At 47.2% G+C, this 18,688-nt stretch carries 15 protein-coding genes; 12 read left to right on the forward strand and 3 right to left on the reverse strand.

What is annotated here, in order from left to right; translation table 11 throughout:
• The first annotated feature begins 3 nt into the window (after positions 1–3).
• From QZ371_RS10725 to QZ371_RS10750, 6 genes are all read left to right on the forward strand, one after another.
• Positions 4–810, forward strand: a complete 807-nt coding sequence (locus QZ371_RS10725) for an ABC transporter permease (protein ID WP_295212747.1) — start codon at positions 4–6, stop codon at positions 808–810.
• A 19-nt stretch (positions 811–829) separates the two neighbouring features.
• Positions 830–1,621, forward strand: a complete 792-nt coding sequence (locus QZ371_RS10730) for an ABC transporter permease (RefSeq protein ID WP_295212751.1) — start codon at positions 830–832, stop codon at positions 1,619–1,621.
• A gap of 2 nt (positions 1,622–1,623) precedes the next feature.
• Positions 1,624–2,919 (forward strand): spermidine/putrescine ABC transporter substrate-binding protein, encoded by a 1,296-nt coding sequence (locus QZ371_RS10735; RefSeq protein ID WP_295212756.1) that lies wholly within the window; start codon positions 1,624–1,626, stop codon positions 2,917–2,919.
• A gap of 285 nt (positions 2,920–3,204) precedes the next feature.
• A complete protein-coding gene (locus tag QZ371_RS10740) occupies positions 3,205–3,504 on the forward strand; it encodes a hypothetical protein (RefSeq protein WP_295212761.1) in 300 nt (99 codons plus the stop codon).
• Between the two features lie 14 nt (positions 3,505–3,518).
• On the forward strand, positions 3,519–3,668 hold the full coding sequence (locus tag QZ371_RS10745; RefSeq protein WP_295212770.1) for a hypothetical protein: 150 nt from the start codon (positions 3,519–3,521) through the stop codon (positions 3,666–3,668).
• 217 nt (positions 3,669–3,885) lie between these two features.
• Positions 3,886–4,542, forward strand: coding sequence for an HD domain-containing protein (locus tag QZ371_RS10750; protein ID WP_295212776.1), 657 nt, complete (start codon positions 3,886–3,888; stop codon positions 4,540–4,542).
• A 66-nt stretch (positions 4,543–4,608) separates the two neighbouring features.
• On the opposite strand, the gene QZ371_RS10755 is transcribed toward QZ371_RS10750, so the two are convergent.
• Positions 4,609–7,188 carry a GH25 family lysozyme gene (locus tag QZ371_RS10755; protein WP_295212782.1) on the reverse strand — a complete coding sequence of 860 codons (2,580 nt, stop codon included), beginning with the start codon at positions 7,186–7,188 and terminating at the stop codon, positions 4,609–4,611.
• Positions 7,189–7,532: 344 nt separating this feature from the next.
• Here QZ371_RS10755 and QZ371_RS10760 point away from each other — a divergent pair, with 344 nt between their 5' ends.
• The 4 genes from QZ371_RS10760 to QZ371_RS10775 all read left to right on the forward strand — a co-directional run bounded on the left by QZ371_RS10760 (position 7,533) and on the right by QZ371_RS10775 (position 12,825).
• Positions 7,533–8,021, forward strand: a complete 489-nt coding sequence (locus tag QZ371_RS10760; protein WP_295212794.1) for a MarR family transcriptional regulator — start codon at positions 7,533–7,535, stop codon at positions 8,019–8,021.
• Positions 8,018–9,778, forward strand: a complete 1,761-nt coding sequence (locus QZ371_RS10765) for an ABC transporter ATP-binding protein (RefSeq protein ID WP_295212799.1) — start codon at positions 8,018–8,020, stop codon at positions 9,776–9,778. Before QZ371_RS10760 ends, QZ371_RS10765 begins: the two co-directional genes overlap by 4 nt.
• Positions 9,778–11,616, forward strand: coding sequence for an ABC transporter ATP-binding protein (locus tag QZ371_RS10770; RefSeq protein ID WP_295212805.1), 1,839 nt, complete (start codon positions 9,778–9,780; stop codon positions 11,614–11,616). The genes QZ371_RS10765 and QZ371_RS10770 overlap by 1 nt, the downstream gene beginning before the upstream one ends.
• Before the next feature lie 255 nt (positions 11,617–11,871).
• Positions 11,872–12,825: a D-alanyl-D-alanine carboxypeptidase family protein gene (locus QZ371_RS10775; protein ID WP_295212811.1), complete on the forward strand. Its 954-nt coding sequence runs from the start codon at positions 11,872–11,874 to the stop codon at positions 12,823–12,825.
• 81 nt (positions 12,826–12,906) lie between these two features.
• Here QZ371_RS10775 and QZ371_RS10780 read toward each other — a convergent pair whose 3' ends face one another.
• Positions 12,907–13,944 carry a hypothetical protein gene (locus tag QZ371_RS10780; RefSeq protein ID WP_295212814.1) on the reverse strand — a complete coding sequence of 346 codons (1,038 nt, stop codon included), beginning with the start codon at positions 13,942–13,944 and terminating at the stop codon, positions 12,907–12,909.
• A 328-nt stretch (positions 13,945–14,272) separates the two neighbouring features.
• Between QZ371_RS10780 and pap the strand changes: the two genes are divergently transcribed.
• Positions 14,273–15,781: a polyphosphate:AMP phosphotransferase gene (pap, locus tag QZ371_RS10785; protein WP_295212819.1), complete on the forward strand. Its 1,509-nt coding sequence runs from the start codon at positions 14,273–14,275 to the stop codon at positions 15,779–15,781.
• A gap of 96 nt (positions 15,782–15,877) precedes the next feature.
• Here pap and QZ371_RS10790 read toward each other — a convergent pair whose 3' ends face one another.
• On the reverse strand, positions 15,878–16,024 hold the full coding sequence (locus QZ371_RS10790) for a hypothetical protein (RefSeq protein WP_295212826.1): 147 nt from the start codon (positions 16,022–16,024) through the stop codon (positions 15,878–15,880).
• Positions 16,025–16,273: 249 nt separating this feature from the next.
• Here QZ371_RS10790 and QZ371_RS10795 point away from each other — a divergent pair, with 249 nt between their 5' ends.
• Positions 16,274–18,652 (forward strand): ATP-dependent Clp protease ATP-binding subunit, encoded by a 2,379-nt coding sequence (locus tag QZ371_RS10795; RefSeq protein WP_295212834.1) that lies wholly within the window; start codon positions 16,274–16,276, stop codon positions 18,650–18,652.
• Positions 18,653–18,688 lie beyond the last annotated feature (36 nt).

Genomic DNA, 18,688 nt, shown 5'->3' on the forward strand with positions numbered 1-18,688 from the left:
GAAATGAAAATGAAATGGACATCTGCGCCGTATCTAGTTTGGATGACGGTATTTATTGCTGTTCCGCTGCTGATGATCGCAGTTTTCGCTTTCACAACAAACGACAACACCTTTACGATAAGAAATATACAGGACGTGGGACAATATGCGAACATTTTCCTGCGCTCAATATGGCTTTCAGTTATTGCAACGGCCATATGCCTTGTGGTGTCATATCCTGTGGCGTTCATTCTTTCACGAATGGAGAAGCACAAACAGGCGACAATGCTTATGGTGGTAATGCTTCCGATGTGGATGAACTTTCTGCTGAGGACTTACGCTTGGATGACCCTTCTTGGCAACAACGGCGTGATAAACTATCTGCTCGGCCTTGTGGGACTTGGGCCTTATAAGCTTATAAACACATCGGGGGCTGTGGTGCTGGGAATGGTGTATAATTATCTGCCGTTTATGATACTGCCCCTTTATTCCGTTATGGTGAAGATAGATAAAAGCGTTATCGAGGCGGCCAATGACCTTGGCTGCAACAGCCTTTCCACCATATTCCGTGTGGTAGTGCCGCTGAGCCTGCCTGGTATAACATCGGGAATAACAATGGTTTTCGTGCCTGCGATATCAACATTCATCATTTCAAGAATGTTGGGCGGCGGCTCGAACCTTCTTATCGGCGATCTTATCGAAATGCAGTTCCTTGGAAATTCCTACAACCCACACCTTGGTGCGGCGATATCATTGGTGCTTATGGTGATAATACTTGTTATTATGACCGTGATGAACCAGTTCAGCCCCGACGATCAGGTGCTTATTTAAGGGGGGGCGAAGTATAAATATGAAAAAATTAGGAAAGCTTTATCTCGCCCTTGTAATATTCTTTCTTTATGTGCCAATATTCGTTCTTATAGTGTTCTCTTTCAACGAAACAAAGAGCAGGAGCGTTTTCAGCGGATTTACCCTTGATTGGTACAGAAAGCTTTTTCAGAACGATATAATCATATCGTCGCTGGTGAACACCATTATCATTGCCGTGGCGGCAAGTATAATCTCCACCATACTTGGCACGTTGGCAGCAATCGGCATAAATTCTATGCGAAAAGTGCCGAAAACAATAGTTATGAACATCACGAATATGCCGATCATCAACCCCGAGATCGTCACGGGTGTATCGCTTATGCTGCTGTTCGTGTTCTTTGCGGCAAGAATGAACCTTGAGTTCGGCTTTGTCACCCTGCTTATCGCACACATAACCTTTGACGTGCCTTATGTTATACTTAACATTATGCCGAAATTCCGTCAAATGGATCCGCACCTTTATGAAGCGGCGCAGGACTTAGGCTGCAGCCCTTTCAAGGCGTTCAGAAAAGTCGTTTTGCCTGAGATTATGCCGGGTGTTGTCAGCGGATTTCTTATGTCCTTCACATATTCCCTTGACGACTTTGTTATAAGCTATTTCACAAGCGGCTCGACCTCGCAGACCTTGCCTGTTACGATATACTCGATGACAAGGCGAAAGGTATCCCCTGAGATCAACGCACTTTCGACTATAATATTTGCGGCGGTGGTAATAATTCTTATCGTGAAGAATGTTATCGAGACAAGACAGTTCAAAAAGAAGGAGGCTTAAAAGTGAGAAAAGTACGAACTTTCACAAGCAAAAAACAGTATATTTCACTTTTGGTCTCTTTTGTGATGTCCATATCGCTGTTTTCCTGTTCGGCGAAAAGCGATGAAACGCAGTCGGCGGAGGAGGAAAGCACCGAGGCGCAGACCCTTAATATATCCGACCCAGATTATTACACACGTTTCAAGGATCAGAACATTTCCATAAATGTTTACAACTGGGGCGAATATATCAGCACGGGCGCTGACGAGGGAACTTTGAACGTAAATGCCGAGTTCACAAAGCTCACGGGAATAAAGGTCAATTATACAAACTATGCCACCAATGAGGAGCTTTACGCAAAGCTTAAAGGCGGCGGGGCGACGTATGACGTCATTATCCCCTCTGACTATATGATAAACAAGATGATAAAAGAGGGTATGGTTCAGAAGCTTGACCTTGACAATATACCCAATTACAAGTATATAATGCCGAATTTCCAAAACCTTGAATACGACCCCGACAACGAATATTCCGTGCCTTATACTTGGGGAACTGTTGGAATAATCTATGACGAGACCGTTGTGGATATCCCCGAAGATGAGATCGACTGGGATATCCTTTGGAATGAGGACTATGCGGACAATATTCTTATGTTCGACAACCCCCGTGACGCTTTCGCTATCGCCGAGATAAAAAACGGCTTTTCACTGAATACCGAAAGCACGGAGGAGCTTCAAAAGGCCGCCGATGATCTGACAAAGCAGAAGAGCGTTGTGCAGGCGTATGTAATGGACGAGATATTCGACAAAATGGGCGCAGGCGACGCCGTTATCGCACCATATTATGCAGGCGATGCCGTTACAATTATGGAAGAGAACGACTCCCTTAACTTTGTTGTGCCAAAGAGCGGAACGAACCTTTTCGTTGACGCAATGTGCATACCTTCCACCGCAAAGCAAAAAGAAGCGGCGGAGATGTATATAAACTTTATGTGCGAGCCTGATATCGCCTATGCAAATATCGACTATATAAGCTACTCAACGCCACACTCTGCGGCGTATGAAATGCTTGACGACGATGTGAAAAACAACCCTGTGGCCTATCCCGATCAAGATTTCATTGCGGACAAGACCACCGTTTTCGTGAACCTTTCTGATGAAGCCAACCACGAAATGCAGACCCTTTGGACGGAAATGAAGTCCGCCGAGGACGAAAACGAGCACAACTGGATAATGCCCGTGTTCCTTATTGCCTGCATAATATTTATGATCGTGGTGCAGATAAGACGGCATATCAAGAAAAAACAGGATATATTCTAAATACAAAAGAGCTGAACTCTGTCAAAGCGGCAGGGAACGGCTCTTTTTTTGCGGAAAATGTGGATATATAAGGGATAAATGTGTATTTAGTGCGGTTCTTATTTCACATTGTTAAAACATAAGTGCAATAGTATAAAAGTTTATTATTTAGCTTTACTTTTAATAACTAACAATAAATATGACAGATGGTATAATTATTATGAGCGATTATGTACATTTAATTATCTTTTAACAATTATCAAACGATATGTGTGAGGTATGTAAAGAGACAACTGGAGATGTTTTATGAAATTTTTGAGTGATATTTTCACGAATATGGGGGAGCACTTCGCTCTCATCGTTATATTGCTGGCGGTGGTATATCTTAAATCGAGGAATATGAGGGTCAGAAAAAAACAGGCTATGAGCCTTTTGCCAGACCTTAATTTCGGCGATATGCCCGAGGCGGCGCTGGTGCTGAGGAGAAATGATAAGTTCCCTATGTTCGTTTCGGACAATTTCGAGAGGGTGACGGGGCTTTCCTGGAAGTCAGTCAATCGGCGGCAAGGGTCCTTTATCTGCAAGGCTATGAGGGCGAGTACATAAAGGTCAACCAGCTTATGGAAAAGTGCATTTACGGCGAAGAAGAGCTGCCAGCCCACGAGCTGAGAGTGCTTTCGATGTTAACAGAAAAGCTTGTCGACCGCAAGCACAGCGTTATGAAATTGAAGAATAAGCTGCGTTTGAGATATTGGAAACCACCGCATTAAAATATGTTTTGCGTAGGGGACGGCGTCCTCGACGTCCACTTATTTAACAAACAAAAAGGATTTATCCCTTGCAAGACAGTAGTTTTGCAGGGGATATTTTTGTCTAAAAAACTGCAATTGAAAAATCAACGTAAAATCGCCCCAGCGCAGTTGAATATCCCACGGCCTTGTGATATAATAAAAGTTAAGACCGAAAAAAACAAAAGGGGCGCAGGATATGACGTACAAGGACATAAGAAAAAACAAGGAAATAAAGGCTTTTATAAAAAGGGCGAGCCTCAATCTCACCTCGCTGGGGTTCACAGACCATTCGGAGGTACACACCACCCTTGTGGCGGACAGAGCGGCGGCGATATTAAAAGAGTTCGGCTATGACAGCCACACTATCGAGCTTGCGAAAATAGCAGGGTATATGCACGATATCGGCAACGCTGTCAACCGCACCCACCACGCTGAATATGGTGCCATACTTGCAAACGATATCCTCAAAGAGCTCGATATCCCCCTTGAGGACAGGGTGACCATAGTATCTTGTATCGGCAATCACGATGAGTCAACAGGGGGCGCAACCGACCCCGTTTCAGCGGCGGTGATAATCGGCGACAAGACCGACGTGCGCCGCAACAGAGTTTCCAACAAGGACAAGTCCTCTTTCGATATCCACGACAGGGTGAATTACGCCGTTACGGAAGCAAGCCTTAAAATAAACGCCGACAAAAAGGTCATATCCCTTAATTTGCAGATTGACGAAAGCATTTGCACAATGTACGATTATTTCGACATTTTCCTCCAGCGTATGATAATGTGCAGAGGTGCGGCAGGCGTCCTTGGCGCAAAATTCAAGCTCACCGCAAATGGCAGCAAGATTCTTTGATATAAATTAGTGATAAAAAAAGACGACCGTAGATATTACGATCGTCTTTTTATTTGTCTGATGTTTTTATACCACCGTTATCTGCGCATATCCGCCGTAATATTTCACGCCGCCATATGTGCGGTAAGCTCTTATCCTAAACACCTGCGAGCCCGATGAAAGGGACTTTGCGGTGTAGGTCAGCTTGCTTGTTGCGCCGAGGTATTTCCAGCTTGAGCCGTTTTTCAGATACACTTGATAGCCTGTCGCCTTTGAGACCTTGTTCCAGTTAAGTGTCGCAGAGCTGCCCGAGCGGCTGCTTGCCTTTGTCATAACTGTGTCGGGGAGGGTGCAGGTGGTGTATTCTGAGTAATCGCTGTAATGCACAACGCCGTCAACGGGGGCTGTGTAGGCTCTTATCCTGTAATTGTACATCGTGGCCGAGCTCTTGCCCGAATTTGTGTAGGTGGTCGCCGTGACAGTTGCAAGCTTTTTGTAGGTGTCGTTGGTGCCTATCCATTGGTAGACCTCATAGCCCTTTGCGTTGGATACCTTGCCCCAGCAAAGGCCGTTTGTATTTACTGTGTTGAAACTTGTCTTAACGGACGAGGGCTTTGCAGGGAGAGTGATCTTGATGGTCTTTGTGGTGTATCCGCCGTAATAATTCACGCCGCCGTAATTTCTTATTGCACGCACCCTGAACTCATAGGAGTTGTTTGCGGTGAGGTTTTTAACTGTGTAAGACCTTGCGGAAGATGTGGCAAGAGTTTTCCAGCTGCCGTTTGTTTTCATTTCGATCTGATAGGAAGTCGCCTTTGAAACGCTGTTCCAGTTGACCGTTATGCTCGTTACCGCCGTGGAGCTTTGAGCAAATGACACATTTGCAGGAAGCGTGCAGGTGGTGAACTCGTCAGAGAATGTGCCGTACTGCTTTTGTCCCGAAACTGTGTTGTAGGCTCTTATCTTGTATTTGTACATCGTGGCAGTGCTTTTGCCTGAATTTGTGTATGCCGCCGAAGTTACTGTGCCGATAAGCTTGTAGCTGTTCGTCGTGCCTATCCATTGGTAGACCTCGTAGCCCTCAGCGTTGTCAGCCTTGTTCCAAGTGAGCTTGTTTGATGTCGAGGTGTTTGAACTCTTTATGCCCGTGACCTTTGAGGGGATAGTGAGCTTGACAGTCGCATAGCCGTAAGCGCCGTTGTAATATGTGCCGTCATAATATCTTCTTGCCCTAACTCTGAACTGATTATCGCCGCTCTGAGTCAAGTTTGAAGCCGTGTAAGACGTGCCCGAAGTCGTGCCCACAACAGTCCACACGCCGCCGATATTAAGCTCTATCTGATAGTCCGTCGCCTTTGATACCTTTGACCAGCTTAGCGTAGCCGTGTTCATATAGGCGGAAGAGCTTGTTATCTTGACCGCTGTCGGCAATGTGCAAGTGGTGAGATCATCGGAATATTGGCCGTATCTCTTCACCCCTGTACTGTCGGTCCTGTAAGCCCTAATGCGGTATTTGTACATCGTTGCAGAGGACTTTCCTGCGTTGGTGTAAGAGGTGTTCTTTGTGGTGGTAAGAAGCTTGTATGTATTGTTCGTGCCTATCCATTGATAAACTTCATAGCCGTCAACGTTTGGGCAGGAGTTCCACGATATGGTGTTTGAAGTGGAAGTGTTGCTGACGCTTTTTACACCCGTGACTGTCGACGGCACGGAGCTGTCGGGATACCACACGTTTATGTCGATATAAGTCTGTACGCCAGATACCGAGCCATTGCCTGTGTATTGCCATATGTCAAGTCTGTCGGAATAGTTTGTGTATGAAGCGTAATGTGCAAGCCATATAGGATATGACTGCCCAAGCGCCTTGCCGTCAAGCATCCAAGTGAACCAAGCGTAGCTTGCATATACGCCCGAGTCATAGCCTGCCTTTAAAATGGTATCGCAGAACGACTTGCAGAGGTTTGTTTTCTGCGCCTTTGAAAGCCCGGCGTTGTCAAGCCGTCCCGAGTCATAGTCAACAGACTCGATATCGTAATATATGGGCATTTGCAGGTCATAGCCCTTTACCCTGTCCAAAACGAACTGCGCTTCCTGTGCGGCTTCCCAAGTGTTTATTGCCTGCGTGTAGAAATATGCGCCGACTTTAAGGCCAGCCTTTGAAGCGCCCTCGATATAAGTGCGGAAGTTCGGGTCTTCCACCAGCGTTCCTGCCGAGCCGTATCCACGATATCCCACACGGACGATAACAAAGTCGATACCGCTTTGCTTAACTTTCGCCCAGTCGATCTTGCCTTGATAATATGAAACATCAATGCCGTAAACTTTCTGACTTGAAGCGAACCTTGATTGATGTGTTATGCTGCCCGAGCCCCAGACCGCCCTTGCTTTCTGCGGCATAAGGCTGTTCAGATATTTCTCATAGGTCGGGTCGTCGGGAGTGACAGGCAGCAAAATGCCGCTGTCATCGGTCTCGCCCTCGGTGTATTCTGCGCTGTCATCGACATCGCTTTCGGCTTCTGCCTCATAACTTTCTATAATAGTATCGTTTACATTCGTATAATTCGTATCATTTGAATTTGCAGTCTGTTCTGCGCTTACCGCAGGCAAGGTCTGCATAAAAATGGCGGCTGACAAAAGTATGCCCATCAGCCTTGAAAAACGTCTCATAATACCCTCCAAAATAAGTCTTTGCCTTTGATTAGATTTTTACACATCTTTTATTATAGCCCTTTTCGGGCTTTCTGTCAAATTTGTGCGAATATTTTCATATGGTGAATTAACAAATAGGTCAATTACTGAGGGGGATATTTCAAGCAATGTTCAGATTATTGGAAATTTAAAGGGAAATTAGTTAGTCAAAACAACTAATCGGACAATGAAAATTTTGTACAATATTTTTGCGCCGATCTTGCATATTTTTGTGGACGGGAAAGTTGTCAAACCTCTTGACAAGCAACGCAAAGCGTATTATAATTAGTTAGTTAATTAACAATTTTTAAGGCGGTGATAATATGAAAAAATCAGATATCGACCACACAAAAGAGCGTGCAAAGCGGCTTCTTGAATGCAGCCACGGCAAGCCCTCGATGTATATAAACGATATCTCAAAGCTTTTTGAGGGGCGGCTTTCAAGAGCCTGCGAGGTCAAGGGCGTTAGCCGTGGATATCGAAATATCCTGCGGAGCCTTTCAAGAAACGACGGAATGACCCAGTATGAGCTTGTGCGAGAGGCGCATATAAGCGCCCCATCGGTTTCGGTTGCGCTTTCAAAAATGGAGCTGGCAGGCCTTGTGCGCCGTGAGGGCGATAAGGACGACAACCGCAAGGTGCGTGTGTATCTCACCGAAAAGGGCAGAGAGCACGATAACTTCATCAAAAGCCGCTGCGACGAAAACGACAGGATAATGCTGAAAGGCATTACCGAAGAGGAGCAGGCGACTTTGAACAGCCTGCTGCGGCGTGTCCTTGTAAATATGCTTGAAGAGGAGGAGAAAAATTGAGCGGATCAAGTAAAAATAAAGCCAATAAGGTCAAGCTTAGCAAATATTTAAAGCCCTATGCGCTTTTTGCCATATTAACGCCGCTTTCAATGGTTGGCGAAGTGCTGGGCGACCTTTTGCAGCCTAAGCTTATGTCAAAAATAGTCGATGACGGCGTGCTGGGACAGGATATGAACCTTATCGTAAAAACAGGCCTTCTTATGCTGCTTGTGCTCATAGGCGGCGGAGCTTGCGGAATTGCGGCGTCGGCTTTCGGCGGCGTGGCTTCACAAAGCTTTTCAAGAGACCTGCGTGTGGACGTTTTCAAGCGTGTAATGGGTCTTTCCTTTGAACAGACCGATAAATTCACCACAGGCTCACTTGTAACAAGATTGACGGCGGATATAACCGCTATCCAGCAAATGGTGGACTTTCTTCTGCGAATGTTGGTAAGAGACAGCCTGCTGTTTTTCGGCGGCATTATAATGATGCTGACGCTGAACGTGCGCTTTGGAATCATTATCCTCTGCGCATTGCCTATCGAGATAGTTATGATGGTGATAATTCTCAAAAAGGCGAACCCATATTATGCTATCGTTGCAAAAAGGCTCGATAACGTAAACTCAGTCGTGCAGGAAAACGTCACGGGCGCAAGAGTTGTAAAGGCATATGTAAGAGAAGATACCGAGGAAAACCGCTTCAATGACGCAAACGTCAGCCTTATGGAGTCAAACCTCAGAGTGCAGACCCTTATGGCGATCTTGCAGCCCCTTCTTATGATAATACTCAACCTGTCTGTTATCGCAGTCATACTGCTTGGCGGCTGGCAGGTGGAAGCAAAGGCAATGAACGTCGGCGAGGTTATGGCTGCTATCACATATCTGACGCAGGTGCTTCAAGGCGTTATGATGATGTCAATGATGTTCCAGACCCTTGCAAAGGCTTCCGCTTCCGCAAACAGACTGCGTGAAGTCCTCGAGACCGAGCCTGTTATAAAGGACGGCGAAGTTTCCCTCGAGGGCAGAGAGGGCGGCACAGTAAGTTTCAAAAACGTGTCATTCTCTTATCCCGACACAAAGGGCAGACCTGTTATTTCCGACTTGAGCCTTGATATCAAGGCCGGCGAAAGCGTCGCAATACTTGGCGCAACAGGTTCGGGCAAATCGTCGCTGGTAAATCTTATCCCGAGATTTTACGACTGCACAGAGGGCGAAGTCCTCGTGGACGGCGTAAATGTCAAGGACTGCAAGCTTGACGAGCTTAGAAAGCGTGTTGGCATAGTCTTGCAGAAGAGCGAATTGTTCTCGGGCACAGTCGAGGACAACATTATGTGGGGCGACCCGAAGGCTTCCCACGCCGACGTTGTCTCCGCCGCAGAAGCCGCACAGGCTGACGAGTTCATTCAGAAGATACCGGGGGGCTATGAGGGCATTATCGCCGAAAAGGGTGCTTCGCTATCAGGCGGACAGAAGCAAAGGCTCTCAATATCAAGAGCCGTCCTCAAAAAGCCTGAGATACTCATTCTCGACGACTCAACTTCCGCTCTAGACCTTGGAACGGAAGCAAAGCTTCGTACAGAGATCGACCGCAAAATGAGCGGCACGACCCTTATCATAATCGCACAGCGTATCCAAAGCGTTAAGACCTGCGACAGGATAGCAGTCCTCGACCACGGCAAGCTCTGCGCCTGCGATACTCACGAAAATCTGTTAAAGACCTGCGAAGTTTATCAAGATATCTATGCTTCACAGGTAAAAACTACGGGAGGTGAAGTGTAATGCCTCCAATGCCTCCAATGGGACCGGGAAAAGGCCCGGGCGGCCCTGGACCTCACGGTGCAAGGCTGACAATGGAAAAGCCGAAGGACGCAAAGAACACTCTCAAAAAGCTCATCGGCTATATCGGCAGAAACAAATATCTGTTTTTCGCTCTTATCGGAGTAATGTTCATCATTACCCTGCTAAACCTGGCAGCACCGTCTATCCAGCAGATAGCGATAGACTGCATTACGCTGACAAAGAAAAAGACCAGCGTTGATTTTGGTGCACTTGGCAAAGCCCTTATATGGCTGGGCTTTGTGTATGTGTTCTCATCGGTATTTACATATTTGCAGGGCATATTCTCTGCAAAGCTTTCGCAGTTCACCGTCAAGACGATGAGACACGACCTCTTCAAAAACCTTGTAAGACTGCCGATAAAATACCTCGACACCCACAGTCACGGCGATATTATGAGCCGTATGACAAACGACGTCGAGAACATTTCGACCACTATCTCACAGTCAATAGGCTCGCTGATATCGGGCGTGCTGACTATTGTGGGCACAGTCGTGATAATGCTCATCTATTCGCCAACGCTGACGCTCATCTCACTTTCGACAATATTCCTCACCATATTCGTTTCGGGCGTGCTGACAAAATATATGAAAAAATATTTCATCAAACAGCAGATATTGCTGGGTCAGATAAACGGCGAAGTCGAAGAAATGGTGGTTGGCTATAAGACTGTCGTTTCCTATTCAAAAGAAAAGGACGCCGTTGAAAAGTTCGAGAAAATGAGCAACGATCTGAAAAAATGCGGCATAAAGGCGCAGATATTCGGCGGCGTAATGGGTCCGTGTATGAACGTTATCTCAAATTTCGGTTTTATCCTCATCGCAGCTTTCGGCGGCTGGTTCGCAATCAAGGGCGTTATCACAGTCGGAACGATTCAGGCGTTTATCCTCTATTCAAAGCAGTTCTCAAGACCTATAAACGAGATTGCAAACCAGTTCGCAAATATCCAAACAGCTATCGCAGGCGCAGAAAGAATTTTCGAGGTTATGGAAGCTGACAAGGAGACCGACGACGGCAAGGCAGATTTCGATGTGGAAAACGTCAAGGGCGATATTGATTTCAAGCACATTGATTTTTCATACGTTCCCGAAAAGCAGGTGCTCAAAGACTTGAGCCTTGAAGTAAAGGCAGGTCAGAAAATAGCAATAGTCGGCGCAACAGGTTCGGGCAAGACCACCATAGTAAATCTCCTCACAAGATTTTACCCTGTTGACGGCGGCGAGATAACAATTGATGGACAAAGCATTTACGATATCCCAAAGGACAAGCTCCGCCATTCTATCGCCATAGTTTTGCAGGATACCGTGCTGTTTAAGGACACCATTGAGCAGAATATCCGCTACGGCAGAGAGGACGCAACCCTCGAAGAGATAAAGGCAGCGGCAAGCTTTGCCAACGCCGATGAGTTCATCGAACGTCTCCCCGAGGGCTATGACACAGTTTTGGCAGAGGGCGGCTCTAATCTCTCACAAGGTCAGCGCCAGCTTCTTTCCATAGCAAGGGCGGTGCTTGCCGACCCGAAGATACTTATTCTTGACGAAGCCACTTCATCGGTAGATACCCGAACTGAAATGCACATTCAGTCCGCAATGGTTGCGCTTATGGAAAACAGAACGTCTCTTATAATCGCACACAGACTTTCAACTATCCGTGACGCCGACAAGATAGTAGTAATCGACGGCGGACAGGTAGTAGAGCAGGGCGACCACGAAGAGCTTCTTGCGGCAAAGGGCTGCTATTACGACCTCTATCAGACCCAGTTCTCAGGCGTAAAGACCTGATGTGCTGATAAACTGACATACAAAGCATATAAAACCCAAAAAAAGCGCAGAGCAAAAGCTTTGCGCTTTTTTGCGCCCTTTCTGCCGTTGACTATCGGGGCGGAATGTGGTATACTATATGCAAATGGGGGCGTTTTTGCGCTTTTTTGATCTCGCCCCCACAAACTGACATTTCTCACAACCCACCAGCGGTATAATGTAATAATATCAATATAAAATTTATACAAGAGAACAAAAACAAGAAAGGAAAAATAAATGGATAATCAGATAAAAGAGGACGAAAGCCAGCGCAGAGACGTGCCCGAAGGCTCTGTTTATAGGGATTATACAGATGAAGAGCTTATGGAGATACGCCGGCGAATGGAGGAGCGCAGAGCTCAAAGGCGTGCCGCAAATCACCGCAGGATAATGCGCAATAGGATAGTCGCAATTGCTATATTGCTTGTTATCGGCGTGCTGATATTTAGAGCCTGCCATAAAAACAGCAGCGACCCTGCACCAGCGCCAAACAGCTCCAGTGCCGCCCAGACCGACAGCGCAAAGCAGGCGGAAGCCAAAACTAAGACCACTTCGTCAGCTAAGTCCACCGACAATGCCGACAGCAAGTCAGAAAGCCAGCATACTATCGAGCGGACAAACGAAATGACCTTTGTTGACGGCATTTTGATCGTGAATAAGACCTATTCGCTGCCCGAAGATTACGCACCGGGGGTCAGCACATTGGCGCAGAACGCCTTTGACGAAATGGCTGCCGCCGCCGCAAATGACGGAATTACGCTGTTTGTAAATTCAAGCTACCGCTCGTATCAAGATCAGGAAGCTTTGTATAATTCCTATGCTTGGGAAAGAGGCACAGAGGCCGCCGACGAGGTCTCTTCACGTCCCGGTCATTCGGAACATCAAACGGGTCTCACATTTGACGTCAACACCACAGAGAACAGCTTTGCAGGCACTCCCGAAGCCAATTGGCTTGAGGAGCATTGCGCAGAGTACGGCTTTATAATTCGCTATCCAGAGGGCAAAGAGGACAAAACGGGCTATATGTACGAGCCTTGGCATATAAGATATCTGGGCAAGGAAAAGGCGAAAGCCGTCACCGAAAGCGGACTTTGCCTTGAAGAATATCTTGGCGTTACCTCAGATTACAAATATGCGGAAGATCAGCATTGCGATAGCCTTAATAGTTCTGATACTGATACGCAGAATTAATAAGTAAATAATATACCGACACGGACATAAAGAAAACGGGCGAACAACGATATATGTTCGCCCGTTTGTTTATTCTGTTCCTTAATTGTTCTCCGATGAAATTTCCGAACTATCCGCCGAGCTTTCATCATCATAATGCACAGGCTCAGTCGAAAGACCCTTGTCGTTAGCCTTCTCAGCTTTTTCGGTCATATCGTCAACAATGCGCTTGAATACCACAAACGCCTGATCGTAATTCTCCTGCATTTTCTCCTTTGAGTCGCCCAAAGTCCGCACAGGCGTCCTCATCGAAAGGTGAATGTCATTCGGCATATCCTCGTAATTCAGCTCTTCCGCCATAACTTCCATATTCCAGCTCATTCCCATATCGTCAACGTACTTGTTGTCGGGGAAATCTTTTGTAAGCGTCGGGGTCATAAGCTCTTTTATATCATCATCGGTGTTGGAGTCGGTGATGAAAAGTATGGTCTCGCCGCCTTGAAGCTGTCCGATAAGCTTTGTTGAATTGGCGTTTTGCGTCTCATAATCATCGCTGTGTGAGTTCATCGGCACGATAAGCACCGAAACGTGTACATATCCGTTGCCGTCAAGATCGTCCGTGTACTTCTCGAAAAATTCCTCAAGCTCTTCCTGCCTTGCCTCAAGCCCATTGTTTGCAACCATTATAACCGTCAGATCGGCCTTTTCACGCTTTAGCGTGTCAACGATTATAAACGCCGCAACCACTATAAGAAACGCCGCAAAGATTATCCAAACCTTGTTGTGATAGAAAAAGTTCGATACCTTTTCAAATCCGTGAAGCTCTCTGATCTGATCGTGCTCTTCTTTAATGGTGGCTTCGCTCTCGTCGATAACGCCGTTTTTGAGCTTCATAAGCTCCAGCCGCTCTTGAGCTAGCCTGCGCTCACGCTCTTTTTCCTGCTGACGTTCACGCTCTCTGCGCTGCTCTTCGGCGAGTCTGCGTGCTTCGAGCTCACGCTCTTCCGCCTGCCTGCGCTGCTCCGCCAATGTGCGCTCATACTCTTCGTCCTCAGCGTCCTCAAGAAGTCCCTGTCCCTCAAGGCTTTTATCAAGCTTTGAAATATTGATGTCCTTTTCTTCTTTGTTTGACTTTGACATATTATGCCGTCCTTTTTGCAATTAAAATATTATTTTCAGAATATTTTCGTGCAGGCAAAATCATCTTGCTGGATCGCCGAAAACCATAAAGGCAACGGGCGAACGATGTTCGCCCCTACAAAACAGCGCATTGAAATATTGACCCACACTTGTGTCAATAATATAGTATAACCTACTATTATTAACTCCGTATTAACAAAAATAAAGCTTGACTTTTGTCAAATCTGTCAATATACAAATGCGAATAAATTGTGTATAATGTATGTAACGTAGATAAATATAATAACTAAACAACAATAAGAATAAAGGAGAAAAAGGAGAACAAAAAATGCTTGATAAAATAGTGCAAAAGGACATAAATAAAGACGAAGTCTCAGCCCGGTTGAAGGAGCTCAGAACTCAGCTTTCGTCTTTGGAAAATCAAATAAAATCCGCAGGACAGACTGTTATAATCACCTTTGACGGCTGGTCGGCGGCAGGAAAAGGCTCGATGATAGCACGGCTGATAAAGTCTCTCGACCCGAGATTTTATAATGTGGTCTCATTCCGTGCACCAAGTGAAGAGGAAAAGCGTATGCCTTGGTTGTGGCGCTATTGGAAGGTGCTGCCGAAAAAGGGCGAGTTCCTTATCCTCGATAGAAGCTGGTATCGTGACACCGTCAACGCCTATCAGTACGGCGAGATCGACAAGGAAACACGCAATAAGCGCCTTGAGGATATATGCAGCTTTGAAAGACAGCTCACCGACGACGGCTATCTTATCGTGAAATTTTTCCTGCATATCACCGAGGACGAGCAGAAAAAGCGTATCGAAAAGCTTGAGGACAGCCATATAACAAGCTGGCGTGTTGATAGCCACGACCGCAGGAATATGGATAAGTACGAAAAGTTCTTCCGCCAGTATGATAAAATGCTTGAGCACACAAACACCTCATTCGCCCCGTGGAACGTTATCGGCGCAAATGAGAAAGTTTCCGCCGAGCTGGAAGTTTTCACGGCGGTGACAAATGCCGTCAGCGGCGCAGTAAAGGCAAAGGAGCAGGGCAAGCACTTTGAGCCGGAAGCCCAGTTCGAGACCTGCGGCTATAAGTATCCTGAGTTCAAAACAGTCCAAGTCCCCGAACTTCACGAAGTCGACTTGTCAAAAAGCCTCACCGATGAGGAGTACGAAAAGAAGCTGAAAAAATATCAGGATAAGCTTTTCAAGCTGCAAAACCTCTGCTATCAGAAAAAAATACCCGTGATAATATGCTATGAGGGCTGGGATGCCGCAGGCAAGGGCGGCAATATCAAGCGCCTTGCCGCTTCTCTCGACCCGAGGGGCTATGAAGTCCACCCTATCGCCGCCCCCGAACCTTTCGAGCTTGCAAGGCATTATTTGTGGCGCTTTTGGACAAGGTTTGAAAAGGACGGCCACTTCACCATTTTCGATAGAACGTGGTACGGCCGAGTAATGGTAGAGCCTATCGAAAAGCTCACCCCCGAGGACAGGGTCAATATGGCGTATCGTGAGATAAATGAGTTTGAGAGCCAGCTTCACGACTGGGGCGCAGAGATAATAAAGTTCTGGGTCAATATCGACAAGGAAGAGCAGTACCGCCGTTTCAAAGAGCGTGAGAATACCCCCGAAAAGCGCTGGAAGATAACCGATGAGGATTGGCGCAACCGTGAAAAGTGGGATATCTATGAGACCTACGTCGATAGAATGACAAGGCTGACCTCCACCGATATCGCCCCTTGGACGATACTCGAGGGCAACGATAAAAAGTACGCAAGGATAAAAGCGCTGAAAACTATCGTAAAGCGCCTTGAAAAACGCCTTGAAGAGGATAAATAAGAAAGTAAAAAATATAGGGCATAAAACAAAGACGGCAGAGCATAAAAGCTCCGCCGCCTTTTTGCGTTTACTTGCCGTATAGGATAGCCGAACTTATCAGCATCCGCAGCCGCCGCAACCATTGTCACAGCCACAACCGCCGCAGCCATTGCCGCAGCCGCCACAGCCACCGCATCCGCAGCAGCAGAGAATGAGAATAAGAATGATGATCCACCAGCAACCGCCAAATCCACAACCGTTCATAAATGAAGTCTCCTTTTTGTAAGATAGATTTTATAAAGCAGGCGTTTCATTGCCGCCGTTGCTTTATAGTACAGTTTATGATAAACCTAAAAATGTGTTACAGCCCAAAACCTTCCCCGACAAAAAATTCAGCAAGCACAATTTGTCCCGTGCATAAGCTTAAATGCAGGGAATATTTTTTTCTCTGTCTGCCAATAATCAAGATACAATGATACGAGCTCTGCAAAGGGTGGAAAGGTGGTAATCATAATGGAGCATACAGGTTTTGATATGGAAAGGTTCACTCCCAAGGCACGGGAGATTATACGCTGCTGCGTGTCGATGGCAGGCAAGTGGGGGCATACTTATATAGGAACGGAGCATATTTTGCTTAGCTGCGCATATGCAGAGGGCTCGACAGCTTCGGCGGTGCTGATGAAATACGGCATAACCTTTGCCGATATCGAGGAGCAGATCGACAGTATGATAGGCAGGGGCACGCCCTGTCGCCTGTCGCAAAACGACTTTACGCCCAATGCACGTTCGGCGCTGAAAGGCGCTTTGAAGCTTTGCGAAAGCCTTGGCGGCGAGATAGCAGGCAGCGAGTATATCTTGGCAATGCTCATAAGAAGCTCCCATTGCTGCGCCGTTGAGATATTGCAGGAGCTTGGGGTGAATTGCAATAAAATGTATAACGACTGCGCACTTTCGGGCAATGAGCCCAACATTTTCGCCGACCGCAATTACCCAAAGCTCAAAACGCTGGAACGCTTTGGCAGAGAATTGACACGCAAAAGCGAGTGCGAGACCTTTGACCCTTGCGTGGGCAGGGAAGAGGAGACCGAGCGCATAATGGAGATCCTCTGCCGCCGAACAAAGAACAACCCCTGCCTTGTTGGCGAAGCAGGTGTGGGCAAGACCGCAATAGTCGAGGGGCTTGCACGGAAAATTATGCTTGGCGAAGTCCCTGCGGCGCTGTCGGGCAAGCGGATTTTCGCCCTTGATATGACCTCGCTGCTGGCAGGTGCGAAATATCGTGGCGATTTTGAGGAGCGCCTTAAAAGCGTGGTTGACGAAGCCGCAAAGGCTGAAAACGTCATTCTTTTTATCGATGAGCTCCACAATATTATGGGCGCAGGCGCAGCTGAGGGAGCTATCGACGCCGCAAATATTTTGAAGCCCCAGCTTGCAAGACGAGGCCTTCAGGTCATCGGCGCAACCACCTTTGACGAGTATCGCAAAAATATCGAGAAAGACCCTGCAATGGAGCGCCGCTTTCAAAAAGTCAAAGTGGAAGAGCCCACCCCCGAACAGACCTGTCAGATACTCCGTGGCATTATCCCGAAATACGAGCAGCATCACGGCGTAAAGATCTCCCCCACCCTTTCCGATTATGCCGTCAAGCTTGGCGGACGATACGTTGCGGACAGATTTTTCCCCGATAAAGCCATAGATATCCTTGACGAAGCCTGCGCCTGCGCCGTTATTGAAGCCGCCGCCGACAATTCGGGTGAAAAGATCTCAGCGGCGTTCAACGACTATATCAGAGGAAAGATCACCCGTGACGACTACCTCTGCGCCATAACAAAGGAAAACCGCCGTGATGATATCACCCTAGAAAAGCGCCATATCGACAGCGTTGTGTCAAAGTGGACGGGTATAAACTGCGCAAAGCTTGGCGAGGACGAAGCTCAGCGGCTCATCGGCCTTGAAGAGACTTTGGAAAAGGATATCATCGGGCAAAGCGAAGCCATAAAGTCCCTCTGCCGCTCCGTCCGCCGCTGTCGTGCAGGACTAAAAAGCGAAAGCCGTCCCGTGGGAAGCTTTGTTTTTCTCGGCTCAACAGGCGTCGGCAAAAGCCAGCTTGCGAAAAATCTCGCCCTCGCCCTTTTCGGACGAAAGGATGCCGTCATAAAGCTTGATATGTCGGAATATATGGAGCGCCATAGCATTTCAAAGCTCATCGGTTCGCCTCCGGGATACGTCGGCTTTGACGAGGGCGGCCAGCTCACCGAACAGGTAAGGCGCAAGCCCTATGCCGTGCTGCTTCTTGACGAGATAGAAAAAGCCCACCCCGATATCTACAACGTCCTGCTGCAGATCCTCGAGGACGGCTGTCTCACCGATTCCACAGGCAGAACGGTGTCCTTTGCCAACATCATAATCATTATGACCTCAAACATCGGCGTGAAAAAGCTTGCCAATAAAAACGCCCTCGGCTTCGGCAATCAGACCCCGGCGGAAAGCGCCAAACTGCGCAAAAAAGCCCTGCTCTCTGAGCTAAAGACCTTTATGTCTCCCGAACTTCTGGGCAGGATAGACGAAATTGTGGTGTTCAATGACCTCACCAAAGCCGATATGGAAAAGATAGCCCAGCTGGAGCTTTCCGCCCTTTCAGACCGACTTTCCAACATCGACTGCACCCTCGACTGGTCGCAGGATATCACAAGCTATATCGCCGAAAAAGCCCTCTCACGCAGCACCTCCGCAAGGGAAGTCCGCAAGCTTGTCTCCCAAGAGGTCGAAGACCCCATTTGCGATAAGCTGATAACAAACTCCGCCGCCGATAACAAAAGCTTTTTCATCGCCCTAGACAGCGAAGCAAAAGCCCTGTCGGTGGATATCAAACAACAACAGCCTTGCGCATAAAAAATAAAAAGGCGAAACAAATATTGTAACAACCGA

Source organism: Ruminococcus sp., assembly GCF_019423705.1.
Taxonomy (GTDB): Bacteria; Bacillota; Clostridia; order Oscillospirales; family Ruminococcaceae; genus Hominimerdicola.

What these genes read in the sequence shown, in the direction of transcription:
- QZ371_RS10725 (WP_295212747.1), top strand. Translation starts at nt 4, where the DNA reads ATGAAAATGAAATGGACATCTGCGCCGTATCTAGTTTGGATGACGGTA.
- QZ371_RS10730 (WP_295212751.1), top strand. Translation starts at nt 830, where the DNA reads ATGAAAAAATTAGGAAAGCTTTATCTCGCCCTTGTAATATTCTTTCTT.
- QZ371_RS10740 (WP_295212761.1), top strand. Translation starts at nt 3,205, where the DNA reads ATGAAATTTTTGAGTGATATTTTCACGAATATGGGGGAGCACTTCGCT.
- QZ371_RS10745 (WP_295212770.1), top strand. Translation starts at nt 3,519, where the DNA reads ATGGAAAAGTGCATTTACGGCGAAGAAGAGCTGCCAGCCCACGAGCTG.
- QZ371_RS10750 (WP_295212776.1), top strand. Translation starts at nt 3,886, where the DNA reads ATGACGTACAAGGACATAAGAAAAAACAAGGAAATAAAGGCTTTTATA.
- QZ371_RS10755 (WP_295212782.1), bottom strand. Translation starts at nt 7,188, where the DNA reads ATGAGACGTTTTTCAAGGCTGATGGGCATACTTTTGTCAGCCGCCATT.
- QZ371_RS10760 (WP_295212794.1), top strand. Translation starts at nt 7,533, where the DNA reads ATGAAAAAATCAGATATCGACCACACAAAAGAGCGTGCAAAGCGGCTT.
- QZ371_RS10770 (WP_295212805.1), top strand. Translation starts at nt 9,778, where the DNA reads ATGCCTCCAATGCCTCCAATGGGACCGGGAAAAGGCCCGGGCGGCCCT.
- QZ371_RS10775 (WP_295212811.1), top strand. Translation starts at nt 11,872, where the DNA reads ATGGATAATCAGATAAAAGAGGACGAAAGCCAGCGCAGAGACGTGCCC.
- QZ371_RS10780 (WP_295212814.1), bottom strand. Translation starts at nt 13,944, where the DNA reads ATGTCAAAGTCAAACAAAGAAGAAAAGGACATCAATATTTCAAAGCTT.
- pap (WP_295212819.1), top strand. Translation starts at nt 14,273, where the DNA reads ATGCTTGATAAAATAGTGCAAAAGGACATAAATAAAGACGAAGTCTCA.
- QZ371_RS10790 (WP_295212826.1), bottom strand. Translation starts at nt 16,024, where the DNA reads ATGAACGGTTGTGGATTTGGCGGTTGCTGGTGGATCATCATTCTTATT.
- QZ371_RS10795 (WP_295212834.1), top strand. Translation starts at nt 16,274, where the DNA reads ATGGAGCATACAGGTTTTGATATGGAAAGGTTCACTCCCAAGGCACGG.